Origin of the sequence: Sphingomonas sp. PP-CE-1G-424 (genome assembly GCF_004341085.1) — a bacterium.
In the GTDB taxonomy this organism is placed as follows: Bacteria; Pseudomonadota; Alphaproteobacteria; order Sphingomonadales; family Sphingomonadaceae; genus Sphingomonas.
Map to the genome: position 1 here is coordinate 37,708 of NZ_SLXW01000013.1, position 20,147 is coordinate 57,854.

Below are 20,147 nucleotides of genomic sequence, written 5' to 3' on the forward strand. Positions count from 1 at the left end.
GAAACTGAGGAACAGGGCGGAGAGGCGGTGCATCGGCCCGCGCCTTAGCAGCTTACCGACTGCCATGTAACGACTGCTGGTAAGTAGCGGGGGCGGGTGAGGGCTCGCTACGCATTTCGGCGCGTGCCTGCCGCATGATCTGAACACCGCCCGATATTCCCAACACAGCCATCAAGGTGGCGACGGCGAGATCAGGCCACGCGCTGTTGAGGCCGAACACTCCGCCTGCGGCCAGTACGACGGCGATGTTGCCAATCGCGTCGTTACGCGAGCAAATCCACACTGACCGCATGTTCGCATCACCGCTTCGAAAGCGGTACAGCATGACCGCGACTACAAGGTTCGCGATCAACGCGGCGATGCCGACCACGCCCATAATTTCGGCATGGGGCGTTGCTTCGTGGAGCGCCCCCCATCCCGCCGCGAACAAGACATAGACGCCTAGCAAAGCAAGCGTCGCCCCCTTCAACATCGCAGCGCGTGCGCGCCAGGCTATCGCCATTCCGGCAACGCCAAGGCTGATTGCGTAGTTCGCAGTATCCCCAAAAAAGTCGAGCGCGTCGGCTTGCAGCGCCTTCGATCCACCCGTGATGCCGGCAACGATCTCGATAACGAACATGCCGCCATTGATGGCGAGCGCAATCCATAGCGCGCGCCGCCACTTAGGGTCGTTGAGAGTGTCCGCCTTGTCGGACGCGCAGCTTGTGCAGGCCATATTCGCCACCTCGATAGAATCGATCTGACAGCCTATATGCACCCTCTAGTCGCTAGAGGGTCAAGCGCTGTGTCTGAGAAACTGACGATCGGAAAACTGGCTGGTGCGACCGGCACGAAAGTCGAGACGATCCGCTACTATGAGCAGATTGGCTTGCTGCCGGCTCCTGAGCGATCGGCGGGGAACTATCGGACCTATGAGGGCGCGCATCTACGCCGCCTGTCCTTCATCCGTCGCGCGCGTGATCTTGGCTTTTCAATCGATCAGGTGCGCGAGCTTATGGGGCTTGCCGATCGGCGCGATCAGTCCTGCATCGCCGTCGATGTCGTTGCCAACCAACACCGCGACGCGATTAGACGCAAAATTGCAGACCTCACCGCGCTTGCTGGTGAACTCGACGCGCTAATAGATTCCTGTAGCCGCAACACCGTCGCCGACTGCCGGATCATCGAAGCACTTGCCCCTTCCGCATAGCGCATCGCTGCTGTCCGGTGGAATGATCGGCTTGCACCGCTTGGGCACTTCAATCCGTGGAGCTGACGATCGCACTTCTTGCCGCCACGTCATCCCGACTGATCTCGATGGTACAGCGCACCGTCTTCTTAGTCCTCACAGCTATCTTGTAGCAGGCTTGCACAGCCTTGCGATTTGCGGTGATGATCCGATCGGCTGCCGCGATGTTGGCGAAAGCATCCGGCCCAGCAGCTCGCATGAGGCGCTGCCCGGCTTCCCATTTCGGTAGGTCAAGCGTGCGCGCTGCCATCCACTCGGGCACCTGCCACTTCCCCGGGAGCTCGCGCGCGATGATCCCCGGCACGATCGTCCATAGCAGCGCCCCGCCCAGGCACGCTCCCGCACCGACCTGCCACAAGGTACGGCGCTGCTCGTCCGCACGGCGGGCAGAACCGCCGATACCGTGCAAAGCGGTCGTCGCCTTGTCCATCTTCTCACCGGCGGTCGCGATCATGCGCCGATCCTCGTCGCGGGCATGGCCGCCAGCCGCGACGATCCGGTCGGCGACATAGCGCGGCGCGACATTGTCCTCGGCCGTTTTCGCCAGCACGCCGACATTTTGCATGGTCGCGTTGAGCGCCTTCGCCATTTTCCCCAGCGTCTCGCTGTAATCGGGTATCTCCGGCACCTCGGCGCGCTCCGCGGACAGCCGCTCGACGGCGCGGCGCAACAGCGCAAGCTCACCGCGGACACCTTCAAACGCCTCCGCTGCGGCGTCCGGTTCGTGATCGTCACTCATGCACTTCTTCCCCTTTACTGCATGAAACCACAAACCGGGGTCGGTACATAGAATGGACCCAGATATACGCTAAGCGCCGACAGGTCTGCTTGGGTGTCCGAAAACACCCGTTTGTCGCGCATCTGCGATGGCGACAGGGTTTTCCGTCATCCCTAGTACCTAGCGACGACTTTTGGGACAAAGCCGTCGTAGCAAGTCCAGCCACATCGCGACGATCTACGGGAAAGGCTGTCTGGCGCTCGGCGCCTTCGCGCGACGGCATAGTGATCGCTCCACCGCCGTCTAGAAAGGGATAAGCTATCGAAAGAGTCTGGGTGACATCGCCTAGCAAAACGATCGATTTCGCTATTGATTTCATCATGGTAGGCCGCTTGCATGACCGCATCCGATCGCGCCGAACAGAATCTGATCCTCCGCTGTCCGGAGCCGCTCAATGCGGAAACGCCTCCGGATAAACTGATCACGTCCTTCCTGACGCCGCAGGCGAATTTCTACATCCGCAGTCACGGACCTACGCCGGAGCTGGCCGACGATCATCGTATAGCGCTGGACGGCTTGGTCGACCGCCCGCGCTCCTACACGGTCGCCGAACTTCAAACGGCATTTGCGACCCGGACAGTGACCGCGACCATGCAGTGCGCCGGCAATCGTCGGGCACATCTTCAAGACGTGGAAAAGACTTCGGGCGATCCCTGGGACGTGGGCGCGATCGGCAATGCGGCTTGGACCGGCGTCGCACTGTGCGACGTACTCGCCGCGGCCGGCATCCAAGATGGCGCGTCGTTCGTCGGCACTACGGGGGCCGACGACGTGGATGTCGATGGTGAGACGGCGCCGTTCGGTGCCTCGATCTCGATCGCCAAGGCGCTAGAGCCGGACGTGCTCATCGCCTGGGGCATGAACGGCGAGGTGCTGGCCCCCGAACATGGCGCACCGCTGCGGCTCGTCGTGCCGGGCTATGCGGGCGTTCGTAGCGCCAAGTGGCTGACGCGCATCGAGGTGCGCGATCGCCCGTCCGATGCGCCGATCCAGGCCAAGGACTACAAGCTCTTTCCGGCGTCGGTAGCGAAGGAGGACGCGGATTGGGACCGGGGCCTGACGATCGAGGAGATGCCGCTCAACGCTGCGATCTGCGCCCCCGTGGACGGCGCGCATATCGGCGCCGGCGCATGCGAAATCGCGGGCTATGCGGTCGCCTTCGGCCGAGCGGTCTCGCGCGTCGAGGTCTCCGTCAATGACGGCACCGACTGGCTGCAGGCGGAACTGACCAGCCAACCGGATTCACCCTGGAGCTGGACGCAGTGGCACGTCACGGTCGATCTCTCGCCCGGGCTCCACGTCCTGGTCGTGCGCGCCGTCGACGGTGCCGGGCAGATGCAGCCCGAACGGCCCGAAGCGATCTGGAACTTCGCCGGCTATCTCTCGACGGCTTGGCATCGCATCACCGTCACCGCTGGCTGATGGACGCGCCGCACAACGCCGATCGGGCCCATGCGAAGCTCGCGGAGAGCGCGAGCTCGCTAAAGGACAGCGCAGTCCAGCAGGTGGACAGCGCTGATCGTCGCACGGAGCTTGCTGCAGACCGCACAATCCTCGCCGGCGAACGCACCTATGCCGCCTGGGTGCGTACCGGCCTGGCGGCGCTCGCTTCCGGGATCGGCGCGCGCGCGCTGCTCAAGGACGTCGTGTTCCCGTGGCTGGCGACGGCGACCGGGACGATGCTGATCCTGTTCAGCGCCTTTTGCTTCGTCGCCGCGGTGTGGCGAGAGATGGGTGCCGGCGCCCCGCCGCCACGACCGGACATAAAGCGCCTGCCCGCGGCGTTGCTCGTGGTGATGAACGGGTTTCTCATGCTCGTGTCGCTGGCCGCGCTCGTCGGCATCTGGACGGCACGCTCGTAGCGCAGCGACGCCAACCGCGCTGCGAGCCGATCAGCTCCAGCAGCGCATCGGCGGCTTTCGTGCGGTATAGCTCCTTGCGACGCAGCTCGAGAACGACGCGCGGGCCGAAACCGATTGGTCCCGCATGCAACGTAACCGGAGTCGGTACATATAACGGGCTCAGATAGACGCTAACGACCGGCCGGTCCGAGCATTTGCCCGACCAACATGCCCATTGACGGTTGGGGCAAACGTCTCATAGATCGACTTTGGCAATGGATTTCTGCCGGGCAATTTGGCCGAACCGCTCTGATAAGAGCTGATGATTCCTACTTGGCGCCTTCGGGCAGCAAGGAGGAATTGTGCGCGCTACCTTTCGCAATCTCGTCGGCACGCTGAACGTCGCGGCATTCATGCGCGATCGTCACGACCATGCGATCTCTGTCCTGCGCTGGGCGCTGATCTTGCTGCCCATGGCGGCACTCGTCGGGACGCTATGTGCGGCGTTCCTGTTGAGTCTTGATACCGTTACGCGACTGCGGTTCGCATCGCCCTGGCTGCTCTATCTGCTGCCGGTGGGCGGGTTCGTGGTCGGATTGCTCTACCATCTCACCGGGCGCTCGGTGGAGGGCGGCAACAACCTGATCGTCGAGCAGATCCACGAGCCGGGCGGCGGTGTGCCGCTGCGGATGGCGCCGCTCATCTTCTTCGGCACAGTGGTGACGCATCTTTTCGGTGGCTCGGCCGGACGTGAAGGCACCGCAGTCCAATTAGGCGGAAGCCTTGCCAGCGGTTTCGGCCGCGCGCTCCACCTCGATGCGGGCGGCACGCGCATCCTGTTGATGACGGGGATCGCAGCCGGGTTCGGCGCGGTCTTCGGCACGCCGATCGCAGGCGCGGTCTTCGCGCTCGAAGTGCTGGCGATCGGCCGCGTCGAATACTCCGCGCTAGTGCCTTGCCTCGTTGCAGCGCTAGTCGGCGATTGGACGTGCCTCGCCTGGGGTATCCATCACGGCGTCTACCCGATCGGCGCGTCGATACCGGTCGATGCGCTGCTCGTGACGAAGGCAGGTGTTGCGGGGATCATATTCGGACTGGTCGGTCTGGCCTTCGCCGAAGCCAACCACCTGGTCGGGGGATGGCTCAAGCGGATCGTTCCCTATGGTCCGCTACGTCCAGTGATCGGCGGGGTCTTCGTTATCTCACTCGTCTTCCTGTTCGGCACGCGCGACTATCTGGGCCTGGGTGTCCTGGCAGCGAGGCACGACAGCCTTACCATCGCCAGCTTCTTCGGACCGGACACGCATCCGTGGAGTTGGGCGATCAAGCTCCTGTTTACCGTCGTCACGCTCGGCGCAGGTTTCAAAGGCGGTGAAGTCACGCCGTTGTTCTTCATCGGCGCAGCGCTCGGTAACGCGCTGGCGCCTTTCTTGGGCGTGCCGACGGGCCTGTTCGCCGCGATCGGCTTTGTCGCGGTCTTTGCCGGGGCTGCCAATACCCCGCTCGCCTGCACCTTCATGGGGATTGAACTGTTTGGCGCCGGCTATGCGGTGCCGATCGCCGTCGCCTGTTTCGTGGCCTATCTCTGCTCGGGCCACAACGGCATCTACCTGTCGCAGCGCGTTGCGATACCCAAGGTGCCCGCGAACGGCCTCGCGCCCAATGCAACACTGCGCGAGACACGTACACGCCGCACAGCACTTCGCGCCCAGAACCGCGTGTCGTGAGTTGATGGCTTAGCCTGATCCCCCCGATACGTCGGGCGAAGCCTTCGGATCGGGGTCTTGCGCCTTGCCCTTCGCGGCGCCCGGCTGCTTTGCGCTCATGGCAGTCAGATAAGCGACGATCGCCGGTACGTCGGCCTGGGCCACAGGCGCCTTATAGACCTCGCGCATCTTGGTGACCTCCGCGGTCCACTGATCGGAGGAGAGTGGCGGCTGGTTCAGCGCCATGCTCGCCGAATGACACGAGGTGCAGTTCGCATTGATGACGTCGGCATGCGGGCCGGCGGGATATTGCCCTTCGTCGGTCGGGAGATCGACCGAGGTGGACGCCAGCGAGAAGCCGCGCGCCGAAACGCTTGGCGGCGGTGGTGCGGTCGGGGCGGCAGGCGGCGGGGCGATGCGGCTGTTCGGGGCACCGATCGCAAGAAGCAGAACGACGGTCGCGCCGACGAACCCGAACGACAGCGTGCCGATGGAAGGCGTTTTCATGGGGGAGCGCTCCTCAGCCGACGACGATGTTGGTGGTTTCAATGTTGCCGCGCATGAACCCGCCCGGGTTCCAGATCGGTGTCATCGGCTGCGCAACGCCGGCGGTGTTCCAGCAGCGCGACATCAGCCTGGTCGGGCCCGCATGGCTGAGCGGCACCTGCGCATCCCAGCGGCGGAAACTGTATTTGCCGTGATCGGGGCCGAGCGTTGTCTTGTACCAGCTCTTGCCGTTGTCGGTCGACACGTCGACCTTGGCGACGCCGCAGTCGCCTCCCATCGCAATGCCGCCCAGCGGGATCGACCGGTCGAACGCGATCGCCTGCCCTTCGTCGAGGCTCGTGACCCAACTGCGCGGGATCATCCTGTTGATCGGGACGGCCGGGAAATCCTTCTGGCCAGGCCGCACGTTCGCGCCTGGAGTGTCAGGGATTTTGTAAGCCTTGGCCATCCAGTAACCGTCGTCGGGTGCGGCGAGCACCTCGATGTCGTTCAGCATCTTGACCCAATAGGTCGAATACCAGCCGGGTACGATCAGCCGGACCGGGAAGCCGTTGAGGAGCGGCATCTGCTCGCCGTTCATTCCGAACGCCAGCATCACTTCGCCGTCGCGTGCGTGGTCGATCGACAGCGACTTGGCGAAATCCGGTGCGCCCGCAACCACCGGCTGGTCGAGCGCACCGAACCGTACCGCGACCGCGCCCGGCTTTACGCCGGCGATGTCGAGCACGTCGCGCAGGCGCACGCCTAGCCATTTGGCGTTGCCCATGGCCCCGTGGCGCCACTGCGCGCCCGCGACGGGCGGCTGGAACAGCGCACGCGAATTACCCGAGCATTGGTTGATTGCCGCCAGCTCGACGCGCGGCAGCTTCAGCAGTTGCGCGAGCGAGATCGACAGCGGCCGCGTGACCGCGCCGTGCACCTTGATCCGGAATGCCTCGACATCGATCGCGGTCGGAATGTCGGCCCAGTGCCAGCGGACGAAGAACTGGTCGTTCGGCGTAAAGACGTCGCCATTGAACACGCTCATCGGCGTTTCCAGCAGCGGCGGGTGGATCCGCTGGAGGATCATGCTGCCCTTGCCGGGGAACGCACTGGTCATCGGCCGTTCCGATGGGCCACCCGGCAGATGCAGGTCGACCATGCTCTGCGCCAGCGCGGGTGCGGCGATCAGCGCGCCGCTGCCGATCGCAGCCTCTGCGAGAAAGCGACGGCGGTTCGTCTCCTGCGCCAGTTTCATATCCAGGCTGTCCACCAACATTCTCCCGTTTCTGTCATGATCTGTATGCGCGACCTGTCCGCCGGTCTGCCCGGTACGGGTCGATCGGATGCGCCGGTTCGATCCGGCAGGACGATCAGTTCGGCCCTTTAATTGGCTTGGGCGATGCAGGGCGACACGAACAGGTTTCCGCGCCAGCCGCCTGCGACCGTCTTGGCGCCGACCAGCAGCCACATCGCGGCGAGTGCGATCGTGAGGACGGTGCCGACGATCCCGAAAAAGCCGAGCTGGAGCGTCGTGCTGAGCTTGAAGGTCGCGACCGTGTAGACGCCGAGCGGGAAGGTATAGCCCCACCACCCAAGGTTGAACGGAATGCCCGCGCGCCAGTAGCGGATCGTGATCAGCGTCGCGAGCGCCAGCCACCACAGGCCGAAGCCCCAGAGCAACAGCCCGGCGATCGTGCCGATTCCTTGCGCCACTGCGCCGATCTGGCCGAGGCCGTTGGCGGCGAGGATCGCGGGCGCGTCGCTACCGAGCACCAGCATCCCGAGCGCACCGGTGCCGATCGGACCGAGCGCGAGCCAGCTCGAGGCGGCCATGCTCTCGTGCGGCAGCTTGTGGAGAGCCATCCGCAGGATCAGGATCGCAAGAATGCCGAACGCGACCGGCACCGAATAGGCCCACAGGACATAGGAGGTCGCCAGCACAACGAACTGATGATGGGCGTCCGCCAGATGCGGTGCGAGCAGGCCTCCGCTCGCGCCTGCGACCTCGGCCGCGACCACTGGCAGGAGCCACACCGCGGTCATGCCGTCGAGCGAATGTTCGTGCCGGGTAAACATGAGGTAGGGGATCGCTACACCGCAGGCGAGCGACATCGCGACGTCGATCCACCACAATGTCTCGGCGATCGGGATCACGCCGGCGCCGAACCGCGGCAGGCCGAACGCCAGGAACCCGTTGATGATCGTCGCGAGGCCCATCGGGATCGTACCGATGAACATCGATACGGTGTTGTGCCCGAAGATCCGCCGCGCCTCGTGCCCGAACATGGTCCAGCGCGCGGTGTAGAGCCCGGCGAACAGCGTGAAGAGCGCGATGTTGAAATACCACAGTGCCTCGCCGACCGGGTGCAGCGATGCGCCGACCCCCGGAACCTGCGGCAAGGCCAGCGCGAGGATGCCGGTGCCCATCGTCGCGGCGAACCAGTTGGGGGTGAACTGCCGGATCATCTCGCGTGGAGAGTCGAGCCGGCTGAGCGGCTTCAGGCCATCGAGAACGGGTTTCAAATCGGCGGTCACTTGCCAGTCTCCTTGATGAGATCGGTCAGCGCATCGGCCGCCCGGGTACGATAGCGCTCTTTGTGCCTCAGCGCGTAGAACGGACGCCGCGGCAGACCGAGCGGCAGATCGTGCAACGTTCCGGCCGCGATTGCAGGTGCGACGACATGCTGCGACAGGACCGCGACGCCTGCGCCAGCCTCGACCGCGCTGCGGACCGCCTCGTTCGACGGCAGGGTCAGCGCGGTGGTGAGGTCCGACGGATCGACGCCGCGCTGGCGCAACACCTCCTCGAACGACGAGCGCGTGCCCGATCCCTGCTCGCGGATAATCCAGCGCGCGGCGCGGATCCAGTCCTCGTCGATCGTGTCGGCAGCGCGGTTGCTAACCAGCACCATGCGGTCGTTCGCGACCGTCCAATGCGCGAGCGCGGGCTCGTCGATCACACCTTCGACGAAGCCGAGCTCGACTGCGCCGTCGAGCACGCGCGCCGCGGCCCCTTCCGTGTTGTCGATCGCCAGTTCGATCGTGATCGCGGGGTAGCGCGCATGGAACGCCGCTAGCTGGCGGGGCAGCCAATAGCCCGCGATCGTCTGGCTTGCGACCAGCCGCAGTGTGCCGCGCTCCAGCCCGGCATATTCGGCCAGTGCAAGTTCCGCGCTCGCCGCACGGCCAAGGACGGCGCGCGCGTCGATCAGAAACATGCGGCCCGCTTCGGACAGTTCGATCCCGCGGCCGACCCGGTGGAACAGCGGCACGCCGTGCCGAGCTTCTAGCGCGGCGATGGCAGCGCTTGCGGCCGACTGCGTCACATTGAGCGCTTCGGCAGCGCGCGTCATGTGCTCGCGCTCTGCGACACCGACGAAAATCCTGAGTTGTTCGAGGGTCATGCCCGATCTCCTTGCCCCAATGATAGGGAAAGGAGATCAATCGAACCAACCAAAGATTACGGTCATTCCAATCAGATATACCGATTGGTCATTTCAGAATGTCGATAACCGCCTCACGTTCATCGACCAGTTCGGCAATCGTGCGATCGAGCATCGATCGCTGGAACGGATCGAAGGTAAGGCCTTCGATAAGCGCATACCCACCGCTCATGCAGTGCACCGGCACGCCGCACACCAGTCCTTGCGGGATACCGTAGGAGCCATCTGACACCACGCCCATCGACACCCAATTATCGCCTGCGCCGTGCACCCAGTCGCGCAGATGGTCGATCGCTGCATTTGCGGCCGACGCGGCCGAGGACGCACCCCGTGCTTCGATGATCGCGGTTCCGCGCTGCGCAACGGTGGGGATCAACGTTTCGCGGTACCAAGGCTCGTCTCCGATACGGTCGGCAAGCTTTTGGCCATCGAGTTCGGCATTCCCCCAGTCGGCAAACATCGTTGGCGAATGGTTTCCCCAGACGACGAGCTTCGTAATCGCATCGACACCGACACCCGCCTTGGCCGCAAGCTGTCCTTGCGCGCGGTTGTGATCGAGGCGGATCATCGACGTGATGTTTTCGGCAGGAAAACCCGGTGCGCTTTGCGCAAGGATCCAGGCATTTGTGTTGGCGGGATTGCCGACGACCAGGATCTTGGCGTCGCGTTTGGCCACTGCGTCCAGCGCTGCGCCCTGCGTCTTGAAGATCGCTGCGTTGGCAGCGAGCAAATCACGGCGCTCCATGCCCTTCGAGCGGGGACGAGACCCGACCAGCATGGCCGCATCGATGTCCTTGAAAGCCACCATCGGATCATCAGTAATGATCACATCTGCCAGCAGCGGGAACGCGCAATCCTCCAGTTCCATGACCACGCCGCGTACTGCGTCCATCGCCTGCGGCACGTCGAGCAGTTGAAGGATAACGGGCTGGTCCGGTCCGAACACGTCACCCTGCGCGACCCGGAAGAGCAGCGAATAGCAAATTTGTCCTGCGGCACCGCTGATCGCGATCCTGACGGGGGGCTTGGTCATTTTGGAAAGGGCTTTCGTTGGAAGATTACAGACGGTGTAAGACCGATCAACGCGCCGCCAGGGCAAGCGCCGCATCGCGCCCGGATGGCACCAGATTGGCGAGACCTTTTCCTGATCGCACGGCACCAGGAACGTAGATCAGGCTTTGCGCATCCGTACTGATCGGGATCGTCGACGCGGTGGTGTACGTCAGCGTGTCGATCCCAGCGACCTTGTTGGTTCCGGCCAGGCTGGCATAGATCCTCGTACCATCGCCCGACGGCCAAACCGCACTCGGAGCCGCTTGTAGCGGGACGGTTGCCACAGCCTCCAGGCTGTCAGTTCTATAGACCTTGATTGCAGGTTGATCGCCGCCAACGCTGACATAGGCAAAGGAATCGTCTGCGCGCTGGGCGAAGTTGACCGCGCCCGTTGCTGGACCAGTGTTTATCACTTCGCGTACCGCAAACGGCGGTTTGGCAGCAAAGACCGTGGTCGTGCCGCTCTCGCGGCGTGTTGCCCAGATCTGTTTGCCATCTGGCGAGACCGCGATTGCTCCCGCACCTGCACCGTTGCTGGCAACGTGTCCGACGACGCGCCGATGCTCGACGTCGACAACCAGGATGGACGGCCTTTCAGTAAGCGATACAAAGGCATAGCGTCCGTTTGGCGACAGGATGGTCGCGCCCGCTCCGCCACTTGCTGGTACGCGGGTGATCTCCCGCGCTGTCTTAGGATCCACGACCGCGATGGCATGTTCATCGCCGAGCGAAACCCAGAGTTCGTGCCCATTGGGCGTAAACGCGACGGCGGTAGGCGACGTCTGGAACACGGTCCGGCCTCGTTCCGTGTTCGTGGCCAGATCTACGAGCGTCACACTGTGCTGCGCTAATGCCGATACCGCCAGGGTCCGCCCGTCACGCGTTGCAGCCAGGTGCTGGACTTTGGGGCTGGAAAAGCTGGGCTCAGCTATCGCGCTTTTGGCGAGGTCGATCCGTCCCAGTTCGTTGCCCGCTGCAGGATCGATGACAACGATCTTCGTCGATGTAGGGTCAGACACATAGATCCGGTCATGATGGCTGAGGTCGATATCAGCCTTCGACCACGGTGCCTGAACCGCCTTGATATCGTAGGGAAAGTCGTCCGCCGCAGGTGCAGCCCAATAGGCCTGAGCGATCGCCGGGACTGGCGCTACGGAGGCCAACATCGCGGCAACCAGAACGATCGCAGCTTTCATCGTTTGATCCTTATCACGGACCCGGCGGGTGATCGTGCCGGTCCGATGCCGCTAGATCGACCGATATGTCCCTCGCGTCCAACGCATGGTCGCGATGATTTCAATACGAAAACGCGATTATAGATCGCCGACCGTTCCTGTTAAATGATTGGAATGACCGTGGTTATGCGTTGGACCGACCGCCCCGCCGCAATCATCTATCCTGTCACGCTCGGCATTCATCGAGACGCGCGGAGACTTCCTCATGGCAACACAGCCGATCTACGATCTCGCTACCGAGACACTCGTTGCTCCTAAGCCTGTGCGTCGACATCTCGCAATCGTGCCGGATGCAGGCAATTATGACGAGCTGGAAAGAACGGCTCCAGGCATCGCATCGCGCGGCGTCCATCCTGCCACGTTGGGCTTGCTCGTCGGCGTGTATGCAGCAATGTTGCTGACTTTCTGGACCTTCTTCGCACGTGATGCAGCTACGGCGCTCGTCCTGACGGTCGTGTCGGTCTTCATGATCCTGTATTTCGGTCTGATTGCTGGCGGCATCGTACTCAGCGATACTCCCGCCCCCGGCGAACCCCTCCGTTCGTTCTCGGAGTTCATCAAGGGCCCGGTCGATATCTTGACGGGCACGATCACAGGGCGCGAAGCGGCTATACAGATGCTCTTTCTCCCGGCCTGCATGGCCGTGCTAGCAACGATTATCGGCATCATCGCTCGCGTGTCGTAAACAGGAAAACTAGGGACAGGACGATGAGATCACGCATGACCTTGCTGATGGCGATAGGCTTGTCCGTATCGACCGCTGCTATCGCGCAAACGGACGGCTTCGCGTCCGCGATGGATGCGGCGATGACGCGGATGCACGGCGCGATGATGACTGGCTATTCAAACGATCCCGATCGCGACTTCGCAAGGATGATGATCCCGCATCATCAAGGTGCGATCGACATGGCTGAGATCGAGCTGCGTTACGGCAAGGACGAACGCCTGCGCCGGCTTGCGCAAGGGATCATCGTCGAACAGCGTCAGGAAATCGCGGTGATGCAGGGCATCCTATCCGAAGGCGGCGCGTTGTCACGTCACACCGGACCGACCGCGACTGGTCACCCCCATCACGGAGACCGTCCATGAAGCGTTTCACCCTAACCGCCTGCACCGCCTTGTGCTTTTCAGGCCCTGCGTTTGCCCAGCAAGTGCCCAATGCGACCCCCGACATCCCTGTCAGCGCGCAGGACCGGTTCTACACGTCGGACCAGTTCTCCAACACCGTGTCGGTGATCGACCCATCAACCAACACGCTGCTCGGCGTCATCAAGCTCGGCGACCAGACCCCCGCCAACCTCAGCCCGCTCTACAAGGGGCAGCTGCTTGTCCACGGCATGGGCTTCTCGCCCGATCGTAAGACGCTGGCGGCGATCTCGATCGGTTCGAACTCGGTGACGTTCATCGATACCGCGACCAATGCCGTGAAGCACACGACCTATGTCGGGCGCTCGCCGCATGAGGCGTTTTTCCGCCCCGACGGTCGCGAAGTCTGGGTCGCGGTGCGCGGCGAGGATTATATCCAGGTGCTCGACGGCAAGACCTTCGCGCCGACCACGCGCATCCCCGTTCCTAATGGCCCCGGCATGACGATCTTTTCGCCAAACGGGAAATACGGTTACGTCTGTTCGAGCTTCTCGCCCGAGACAGTTGTGATCGACACCGCCTCGAAGAAGATCGTCGGTCGCGTCAAGCAGGCGAGCCCGTTCTGCCCTGACATCGCCGCGACGCCCGACGGTAAGCAGGTCTGGTTGACGCTCAAGGACGTCGGCAAGGTCATGGTGTTCGACGCCAAGCCACCCTTCGCAGTGCTCAAGACGTTCGATACCGGCGCGATCACCAACCACGTCAATATCGCCCGCAATAAGAATGGCCAGTTCGCCTTTGTGACGGTCGGCACCGAGAATGTCGTGAAGGTGTTCCGCACCACTGACTTCGTGCAGGTGGCGAGCATCCCGGTCGGCGCGCTCCCGCACGGCCTATGGCCGTCGGGCGACGGCACGCGGATGTATGTCGGGCTGGAGAACGCCGATGCGGTCGCGGCGATCGACACAGCAAGCAACACCGTCATCGCGACGATTCCAATCGGTCAGGGGCCGCAAGGCGTGGCATATGTTCCCGGCGCGGTGCCGGTAGGCGATGGCCGTGCAAACCTGGTGCCGCTCGCGCAGGCCGGCATGAAGATCCAGCTGACTCTATCCGGGACTGGGCGCAGCCAGGTCACGCTGTTCGATCAAGGCCAGGTCCAGATTTTGCAGGCGGCGGTTGCGGGCCTCAGCCCAAAGATGCCCTATGTCCTTGGATTATCCTCCCACGCTGACGGCAGCGGCGTGATCCAGCCTCTGGCGAAGTTCATGACCAATCCGGCGGGCGGCGCGATAGTAAACACGCTCGGACCGCTCCGCCAGATCGTCAGCGACGCGAAAGGCGACATGCGCCGTTACCTCGTCATTGCTCCGGGCGACCCGATGATGCCGGGCGCTGTCGTTCAGGTGCAAAAATGAGGATTCCGGTGAAACCTGCGCCCCGCTGTCCGTGTCCGGTATATTCGGCATGACGCTGGGCTAGGTCGACACGACGTCTCGAGAGTGTCGGAAAGCACTTGTTTGTCGCACAATGGTGATTACGACTGGGTTTTCTACATATCGGGCCGCTGAATGCCGACAATGGGAAGGAAAGCGGACTGGCTGCTTTAGAGAGGGCAGGTGCGCTCCACTACCTGGTGCACTTCCATTTCGTCGCAGCAGGATGCCTTTACGCCTAGCTCATTACAGGCCCCGATCCGGCGCCGCATCGGCCTTCCGTGCCTGCCCGCCTGATAGTGCTGGGGGTCGCCGTCGTGATCCACTCGATCATGTCGCAGCTGCTCTACGCCGGGCTGTTCGTCGCCATATCCGTGCCGGTTGAACAGTTTCGCCGCGGTGCGGAGCTGATGTCAGTACATGGCGCCCAACTCGCCGGAATGGGTCTGCGATGCGGCATGTTCTGGGTCAAAATCGAAGCCCGGCTTAAGCGAGACCGGTAGGACGAAGCGTTTGCTGCGTGCCGGCTGGTCAGCTTTCTCCAAACAACTCACGTTGCGCCTTGTCCAATTCCTCTGCGTAGCGGCGTCGCGCATAGCTCTCGGAGAGGATGCCGAGAACTGCCCCGTCGCTTCCAACTACCGCCAGTTCGTCCGCACCTTCGGTATCGAACGTAGTCATGACGCTTCTGATGTCTGAATCCGGCGTAAGGGCGAGACCCGTGTGGATCGCCAGCGACCCGATCGGTGCCTTCTGATCGACCTCTTCGGCAAATGCACTGGCAGTCTGTACGATACCGCCATAATTTTCGTGGTCATCGACTAGTAGGACCCGACTTGTGGAACCAAGCGGAAACGCCCGACGAAACTCGGCGATCGTCGTGTTGCACGGCGTAGCCCTTTCGACACGTCGCATCATCTTGCCCGCTGTAAGCGTTCTGACCCAGCCGACATCGCGGGCGCTTTTGATGGTTTCGCCCCGGAGATGCAGGCGCCACGTAGAAAAGGAATAGCCGAACAGCTCGCGGACGATGGTGGACGAGACCAGCGATGCTGCAATGGCCGCGCCGGCAAGGGAGAAGTCGTGGGTCGCCTCAAGGACTAGCATCGCCATCGTCATCGGCCCGCCAACTACGGCGACCGCTAATGCGGCCATCCCCACCAGGGCCGCATTGTGCGGGTCGATCACAGGCGATCCGACAATCCATTCGAGTGAACCAGCAAACAGGTGACCCAGCAGGCTGCCCAAGAACAAGGATGCGAAGAACAGGCCACCGCGGAAGCCAAAGCCAAGTGAGATGATGGAGGCCGCGCACTTGACGACGAAGATGGCGGCGAGGAAGCGCAGCGATACCTCGGCTTCAAGATTGAGGTGGAGGGCGCCGTGACCAGCAGAGAGAATTTGCGGCGTGAGCATCGCCAGAGGGATGAGCAGAAGACCGCCCAATATCGGCCGGCAAATCGAGGGTATCGGCAGTTTGCGTGTAGCTGCTTCCATCTCCGCAACAGCCCGCATCAGCAGTATACCAGCGCCAGCGGCACAGGCCCCAAGACCGGCGTAGAGAAGGTAGTGGAACGTCTCGATCTGTTCGCCTGCATTAGCCGCAACCAGATACGGTTGAGCACCAAACGCCTGCGCCACAAGGACACTCGCCAGGCACGCCGCAGCGACAGGTGCCAGCGCTGATATCGTATAGGCCCCGATTACGATCTCAAAGGCATAGAAGGCCCCAGCTAATGGAGCCCCGAATGCACCTGCGATGGCGGCGCCCGTTCCGGCGCCGACCAAGATGCGCAGATCGGACCTGCGTAACGCAAACCAGTTGCCGCTGAGCGAGGCGACGAGCCCTCCCAACTGCGCATACGCCGCCTCAAGCCCCACAGACGCACCGAAGCCGTTGGAAAGGATCGTTTGCCCGGAGATAACGAGGCTGTCGGACCATGACATGCGACCACCATGAAGGGCGTTCGCCTCTACAGCGTCGACCATCCGGCGCCGGCGAGCATGAGTAACCCAAGAGAAGAGTGCGAGGACGGCTCCACCAGCCGGCAGGGCAAGTAGAGCAAGGTAAGGGATCGTCGTGGCCGCACTCAGCCTTTCATCCGGCGACAAGGCATAAAGCAGATGCTGCATCGCCTGTGCGAGCGTACCCTGGACGACACTGAGCAATCCGGCTGCACTGCCGATCATGATGGCCAGCACGATGAGTGCAGCTTCGCTGGATCGAAAAGCTTTACGGAGCCACGATGGCGCCACCCGACCAGATCCAGGTGGACTAGCTGCGCTATCGATCAGTGGCGCTGAAGCCATGTCAGTCGGCGTCCTGCATCAAGGTTGCAAACAGGGCTGCGGCGAGAACGGCGCTCGAAAGCCACATCACAATCGACAGCGTCCAAGACGTCGCCAGTCCAGCTGCCGTGATTGTTGCAAGCAGTAGGACGATGAGAACGGGCATGGCTGCCCGCGAGTGGAAAAAACGCATGAAGCCGCCTACGCCTGCTACATCTGCGGTGCCACAACCTTCCGAGCCGCCCGGTACGCTTCCTCGCCACGGACGCCATTCAGTATCTTCGAACGCCTGCGGCTTGGCCATGCTGCCCATCAACAGTACCCGGCGATCAGTGCAGTGGCCAAGTCCACATCACTAGAGGCGTACCAACCAAGACCACCAGAACCGATAGTGGTGCGCCCAGCCGGGCGTAATCGCTGAAGCGGTAGCCCCCAGGACCAAAAACCAAGGTGTTACACTGATGCCCAATCGGCGTCAGGAAATCGCATCCTGCCCCGATAGCGGTCCCGATGAGGAAGGCTTCGGGGCGATATCCGAGGTCATGCGCGAACACCGCCGCGATTGGCGCCATCACCAAGACCGTCGCGGCATTGTTGAGAAACGGCGTCACAGCCATCGCCGCTACGAGGATCAGGGCGACCGCGCCCCATGGCGGCAAGGAGGCCGCCAGATGGGCAAGCGAGGTCGCGAGTACATCCGACGCGCCGGTGGTGCGCAGGGTTTCACTGACCGGAATGAGCGCGCCCAGCATGATGAGAATTGGCCATTCGACGCCATCATAGGCATCTCGCAGCGGTAGCGCTCCGGTCGCCATCATTAGACCGGCAGCGGCGAAGAAGGCGACGGCCACAGGCACATAGCCGGTCGCGGTTACGGTCATCGCCACCGCGAGGATGATAAGTGGTAGGAAGCGACGCTTCGAACTTCCCAGACGCAGGGCACGCTCTGCCAGCGGCAGCGTACCGAGGTCACGCATGCGTTCCGGCAAGAGTGTGAGGGGTCCTTGAAGAACAATGACATCGCCGGCGCGCAAGACGGTCTCGCTGAGCTGCTTGGTCAGCCGTTTGCCGGCGCGCGATACCGCGATGAGATTGACGCCATAGCGTTGCTGAAGCCGCAGTCGTCCAGCGGACTGGCGGACCAACACGGAGCCGGTGGTGATGACCGCCTCAATGACGCCAACCTCATCATCTTCGCTGCCTTCCGGTAGGTCACGATGCTGTCCGGCAAGTGCTAGGTGGTCACCCGCAATGACACGCTCAAGCGTATCCGGGTCACCGCCCAAGATCAGCGTGTCGCCGGCAGCCAGAAGGAACTCGGCCGTAATGCTCGTGCGCACATCGTCACGGACAACATTGGCGATCGTCACCTCATTATCATGACGGTCGATGAAGGACTCAACCGTTTCGCCGACAGCGGGCGATCCGTCTTGGATGGTCGCCTCAGTGACATAGTCCGTGATGTTTAGAGCTTCGCCCATGGTCGGCGCTGCGCGGCGTTCCCTGGGCAGGAGGCGGTAGCCGAAACGCAGGAAAATGAGGCCGACCACAAGCAGGCCCAGCCCCGTTGGCAGATAATCGAACATGCCGAACGGCTCACCGGTCATCTGCTCTCGTACTCTGCTGACAATAATATTCGGCGACGTACCAACGAGGGTCATCAACCCGCCAAGGAGCGAAGCGAACGACATCGGCATCAGGAACACCGAGGGGCTAGTGTCCGATTTCTTCGCCGTCTGCACGGCTGCCGGCATCAGCATAGCCAAGGCACCGACGTTCTTTACGAGCCCGGACGATACCCCGACTGCCGTAGTCAGCACCACGAGTTGCGACCGGACGCGTGTCACGCGCCGCGCCAGTATCCCGAGCGCGCTCTCGATTAGGCCGGAACGCTGCATTGCCGATGAGATCACCAGCGCCGATCCAACGATGATAACGATGTCATCGGAAAAGCCAGTAAATGCCGCTTTGGGCTTCACCAATCCCAGCGACAGCCCGGCAAGCAGGGCGATGATGGCCGTGACATCATAGCGAAATCGGCCCCAAAGAAAGAGGCCCATCATGCCAATCAGCAGGCCAATCGACATAAGTTGCGGCGTGGTCATGCAAGCAGAATCCGTAAAATGGCGATAGTCACGCCGGTTATTGCAGCCAAATCCCGACGAGTGCCGCCAAGACGGCAATCGCTAGGAAGCCGTTCACAGAGATCAGCAACCAAGCCGGCAGTCGCTGAGTGTCGGGCCGCGGTGGGGCGATAGGAATCATTTCACGCCAGACCGCTGCAACGAAGCAGAAGCCGCTGAACAGGATCAGGACGGTTGCGGTCGCACCGGCAAGCCAGCCGGGCACGATGTTCTCAAGCAATGCGCGGGCGCCAATTCCTGCGGCTAGAGCGGCAAGCCCGGTACGGACCCAGGCTGCGTAGGTGCGCTCCGCTGCCATGACTGTTCGATCGGCAGCAAGCTCCGTGCGCCGATCGGCGCTATCTGCTTGCTGCTTGGCGCTATGCTCCAACCGGTCCGCACCGTGAACGAATGGGCCGTTGAAATCACGGGTCAATGACAGTCGTTCGTTGGCCATGGATGATCAACGATACCCACACGCTTTCAGCACATCGAATGTTAAAAAGGATCATGCCGAATAAGTTATCGAGGTTAGCAGATCCCCCGCCTTCACAGGTGTCAAAACCGGCTGGTTGCGGCACGAAACCTTTCTCGAAAACGATCCAGACCGTGCGAAAACTCCAACCCCGAATGTAGCGTACTAATATAGCTGCGTGTCGGTTGCCAGGTGATTGGCTATCTTGCGTCGCAGCCATATCTGGCGACGTTATGTTTCGAGCATCACGTCTGTATCGGGGGCGGCGGTGAGTTTTCGCACGGTCTGGATCGAATTTCGGGAATGTCCGGGTTGGGCAGGAAAGCGGAACGGCGGCTTTCGGGAAGGTGCTGGCGATGGCCGACATTCTGTGGCGCTGCCTCCTTTTACAGGAGTATCTATCGTTACATTCACACGCTCGGCGGTCTGCTACGATCGAACTCCATTTTGAAGATTCCGTCAGACCTCAAAACATAGGTGCAATGATGCCAATCTTCCTGACTCTCTTTAAGCATGTCACGCCTTAGGGCGGATAGAGCATCATTGACGGATCGGTTCATGGTTCTCTCACCTTCCACCCCCTCAACAAGCTTACCGTTGCACACGACATCGTAGCGCCTCTGTATCCAGTCGTCATGAACTTCTGCCACGATCCATACTTCGGATACAGAAGTCGCTAGCATTGGAGCAATTGCGAGGGCGATGCTCTCCAGCTGACGGCTACTTTCCATTTCTGCATTTACCTCCGATGCCAGATTATATCAGCGTAATCGCTTTTGCGATCCATTTTACCGCGCTTGCCCATTGGCCGTAACTAGACAGCTTTACCAATCCCGAGCGCCCCGATTGCAACTCATGTCTGGAAAGTTCCCCATAATCCCACTGAACGAATGACTACTACCGGGACTCCGAATTACTAACCCGAGCGTCCGGGTGTGGGCGTGAACGGCCCTGCCGTTTTTAAG

General features: G+C 62.2%; 20 protein-coding genes and 1 riboswitch. Of the genes, 8 read left to right on the plus strand and 12 right to left on the minus strand.

The features are described from left to right. Nucleotides 1-52: 52 nt before the first annotated feature. Complete coding sequence (locus C8J43_RS20620; RefSeq protein WP_055843156.1) at nt 53-715, minus strand: cation transporter; 663 nt, start codon at nt 713-715, stop codon at nt 53-55. 69 nt (nt 716-784) lie between these two features. Here C8J43_RS20620 and C8J43_RS20625 point away from each other — a divergent pair, with 69 nt between their 5' ends. Continuing rightward, nucleotides 785-1,189, plus strand: a complete 405-nt coding sequence (locus C8J43_RS20625; RefSeq protein ID WP_235516308.1) for a helix-turn-helix domain-containing protein — start codon at nt 785-787, stop codon at nt 1,187-1,189. A gap of 49 nt (nt 1,190-1,238) precedes the next feature. Here C8J43_RS20625 and C8J43_RS20630 read toward each other — a convergent pair whose 3' ends face one another. Beyond that, the gene (locus tag C8J43_RS20630) at nt 1,239-1,967 is read right to left on the minus strand and encodes a DUF6118 family protein (protein ID WP_192143182.1); all 729 of its coding nucleotides are present in this window, start codon (nt 1,965-1,967) and stop codon (nt 1,239-1,241) included. Nucleotides 1,968-2,342: 375 nt separating this feature from the next. On the opposite strand from C8J43_RS20630, the gene C8J43_RS20635 reads away from it, so the two are divergent. From C8J43_RS20635 to C8J43_RS20645, 3 genes are all read left to right on the plus strand, one after another. Then, on the plus strand, nt 2,343-3,428 hold the full coding sequence (locus tag C8J43_RS20635; RefSeq protein ID WP_043150693.1) for a sulfite oxidase: 1,086 nt from the start codon (nt 2,343-2,345) through the stop codon (nt 3,426-3,428). Next, entirely contained in the window at nt 3,398-3,868 is a 471-nt protein-coding gene (locus C8J43_RS20640) for a DUF202 domain-containing protein (RefSeq protein ID WP_207893473.1), read from the plus strand. The genes C8J43_RS20635 and C8J43_RS20640 overlap by 31 nt, the downstream gene beginning before the upstream one ends. Before the next feature lie 241 nt (nt 3,869-4,109). Beyond that, a riboswitch (Fluoride riboswitch) is annotated at nt 4,110-4,186 on the plus strand. Between the two features lie 23 nt (nt 4,187-4,209). Further along, nucleotides 4,210-5,574: a voltage-gated chloride channel family protein gene (locus C8J43_RS20645; protein ID WP_056421043.1), complete on the plus strand. Its 1,365-nt coding sequence runs from the start codon at nt 4,210-4,212 to the stop codon at nt 5,572-5,574. Between the two features lie 9 nt (nt 5,575-5,583). On the opposite strand, the gene C8J43_RS20650 is transcribed toward C8J43_RS20645, so the two are convergent. The 6 genes from C8J43_RS20650 to C8J43_RS20675 form a co-directional block, all read right to left on the minus strand. Continuing rightward, a complete protein-coding gene (locus C8J43_RS20650; protein WP_056421040.1) occupies nt 5,584-6,060 on the minus strand; it encodes a hypothetical protein in 477 nt (158 codons plus the stop codon). Nucleotides 6,061-6,073: 13 nt separating this feature from the next. After that, on the minus strand, nt 6,074-7,318 hold the full coding sequence (locus tag C8J43_RS20655) for a molybdopterin-dependent oxidoreductase (protein WP_200910428.1): 1,245 nt from the start codon (nt 7,316-7,318) through the stop codon (nt 6,074-6,076). 107 nt (nt 7,319-7,425) lie between these two features. Further along, nucleotides 7,426-8,577, minus strand: a complete 1,152-nt coding sequence (locus C8J43_RS20660; protein ID WP_055843147.1) for a TDT family transporter — start codon at nt 8,575-8,577, stop codon at nt 7,426-7,428. Beyond that, the gene (locus tag C8J43_RS20665) at nt 8,574-9,446 is read right to left on the minus strand and encodes a LysR family transcriptional regulator (protein WP_055843145.1); all 873 of its coding nucleotides are present in this window, start codon (nt 9,444-9,446) and stop codon (nt 8,574-8,576) included. The genes C8J43_RS20660 and C8J43_RS20665 overlap by 4 nt, the downstream gene beginning before the upstream one ends. Before the next feature lie 88 nt (nt 9,447-9,534). Continuing rightward, nucleotides 9,535-10,518 carry a malate dehydrogenase gene (locus C8J43_RS20670; RefSeq protein WP_056421038.1) on the minus strand — a complete coding sequence of 328 codons (984 nt, stop codon included), beginning with the start codon at nt 10,516-10,518 and terminating at the stop codon, nt 9,535-9,537. A gap of 46 nt (nt 10,519-10,564) precedes the next feature. After that, on the minus strand, nt 10,565-11,734 hold the full coding sequence (locus C8J43_RS20675; protein ID WP_056421035.1) for a hypothetical protein: 1,170 nt from the start codon (nt 11,732-11,734) through the stop codon (nt 10,565-10,567). 244 nt (nt 11,735-11,978) lie between these two features. Here C8J43_RS20675 and C8J43_RS20680 point away from each other — a divergent pair, with 244 nt between their 5' ends. From C8J43_RS20680 to C8J43_RS20695, 4 genes are all read left to right on the plus strand, one after another. Next, entirely contained in the window at nt 11,979-12,458 is a 480-nt protein-coding gene (locus C8J43_RS20680) for a hypothetical protein (protein ID WP_043150680.1), read from the plus strand. A gap of 35 nt (nt 12,459-12,493) precedes the next feature. Beyond that, nucleotides 12,494-12,862: a DUF305 domain-containing protein gene (locus tag C8J43_RS20685; RefSeq protein ID WP_132898311.1), complete on the plus strand. Its 369-nt coding sequence runs from the start codon at nt 12,494-12,496 to the stop codon at nt 12,860-12,862. Then, nucleotides 12,859-14,277 carry a YncE family protein gene (locus C8J43_RS20690; protein ID WP_133032469.1) on the plus strand — a complete coding sequence of 473 codons (1,419 nt, stop codon included), beginning with the start codon at nt 12,859-12,861 and terminating at the stop codon, nt 14,275-14,277. The genes C8J43_RS20685 and C8J43_RS20690 overlap by 4 nt, the downstream gene beginning before the upstream one ends. Nucleotides 14,278-14,576: 299 nt before the next feature. Next, nucleotides 14,577-14,798 carry a hypothetical protein gene (locus C8J43_RS20695; RefSeq protein ID WP_056019259.1) on the plus strand — a complete coding sequence of 74 codons (222 nt, stop codon included), beginning with the start codon at nt 14,577-14,579 and terminating at the stop codon, nt 14,796-14,798. A 28-nt stretch (nt 14,799-14,826) separates the two neighbouring features. Here C8J43_RS20695 and C8J43_RS20700 read toward each other — a convergent pair whose 3' ends face one another. Genes C8J43_RS20700 through C8J43_RS20715 form a run of 4 tightly spaced genes read right to left on the minus strand, consistent with a single transcriptional unit; the run spans nt 14,827 to nt 19,164 of the window. After that, the gene (locus C8J43_RS20700; RefSeq protein ID WP_082445489.1) at nt 14,827-16,605 is read right to left on the minus strand and encodes a chloride channel protein; all 1,779 of its coding nucleotides are present in this window, start codon (nt 16,603-16,605) and stop codon (nt 14,827-14,829) included. A 1-nt stretch (nt 16,606) separates the two neighbouring features. Beyond that, nucleotides 16,607-16,888, minus strand: a complete 282-nt coding sequence (locus C8J43_RS20705; protein WP_132833781.1) for a hypothetical protein — start codon at nt 16,886-16,888, stop codon at nt 16,607-16,609. A gap of 25 nt (nt 16,889-16,913) precedes the next feature. Beyond that, complete coding sequence (locus tag C8J43_RS20710) at nt 16,914-18,689, minus strand: SLC13 family permease (protein WP_056019265.1); 1,776 nt, start codon at nt 18,687-18,689, stop codon at nt 16,914-16,916. A 37-nt stretch (nt 18,690-18,726) separates the two neighbouring features. Further along, nucleotides 18,727-19,164: a DUF202 domain-containing protein gene (locus C8J43_RS20715; protein ID WP_056019268.1), complete on the minus strand. Its 438-nt coding sequence runs from the start codon at nt 19,162-19,164 to the stop codon at nt 18,727-18,729. Nucleotides 19,165-20,147: the final 983 nt, after the last annotated feature.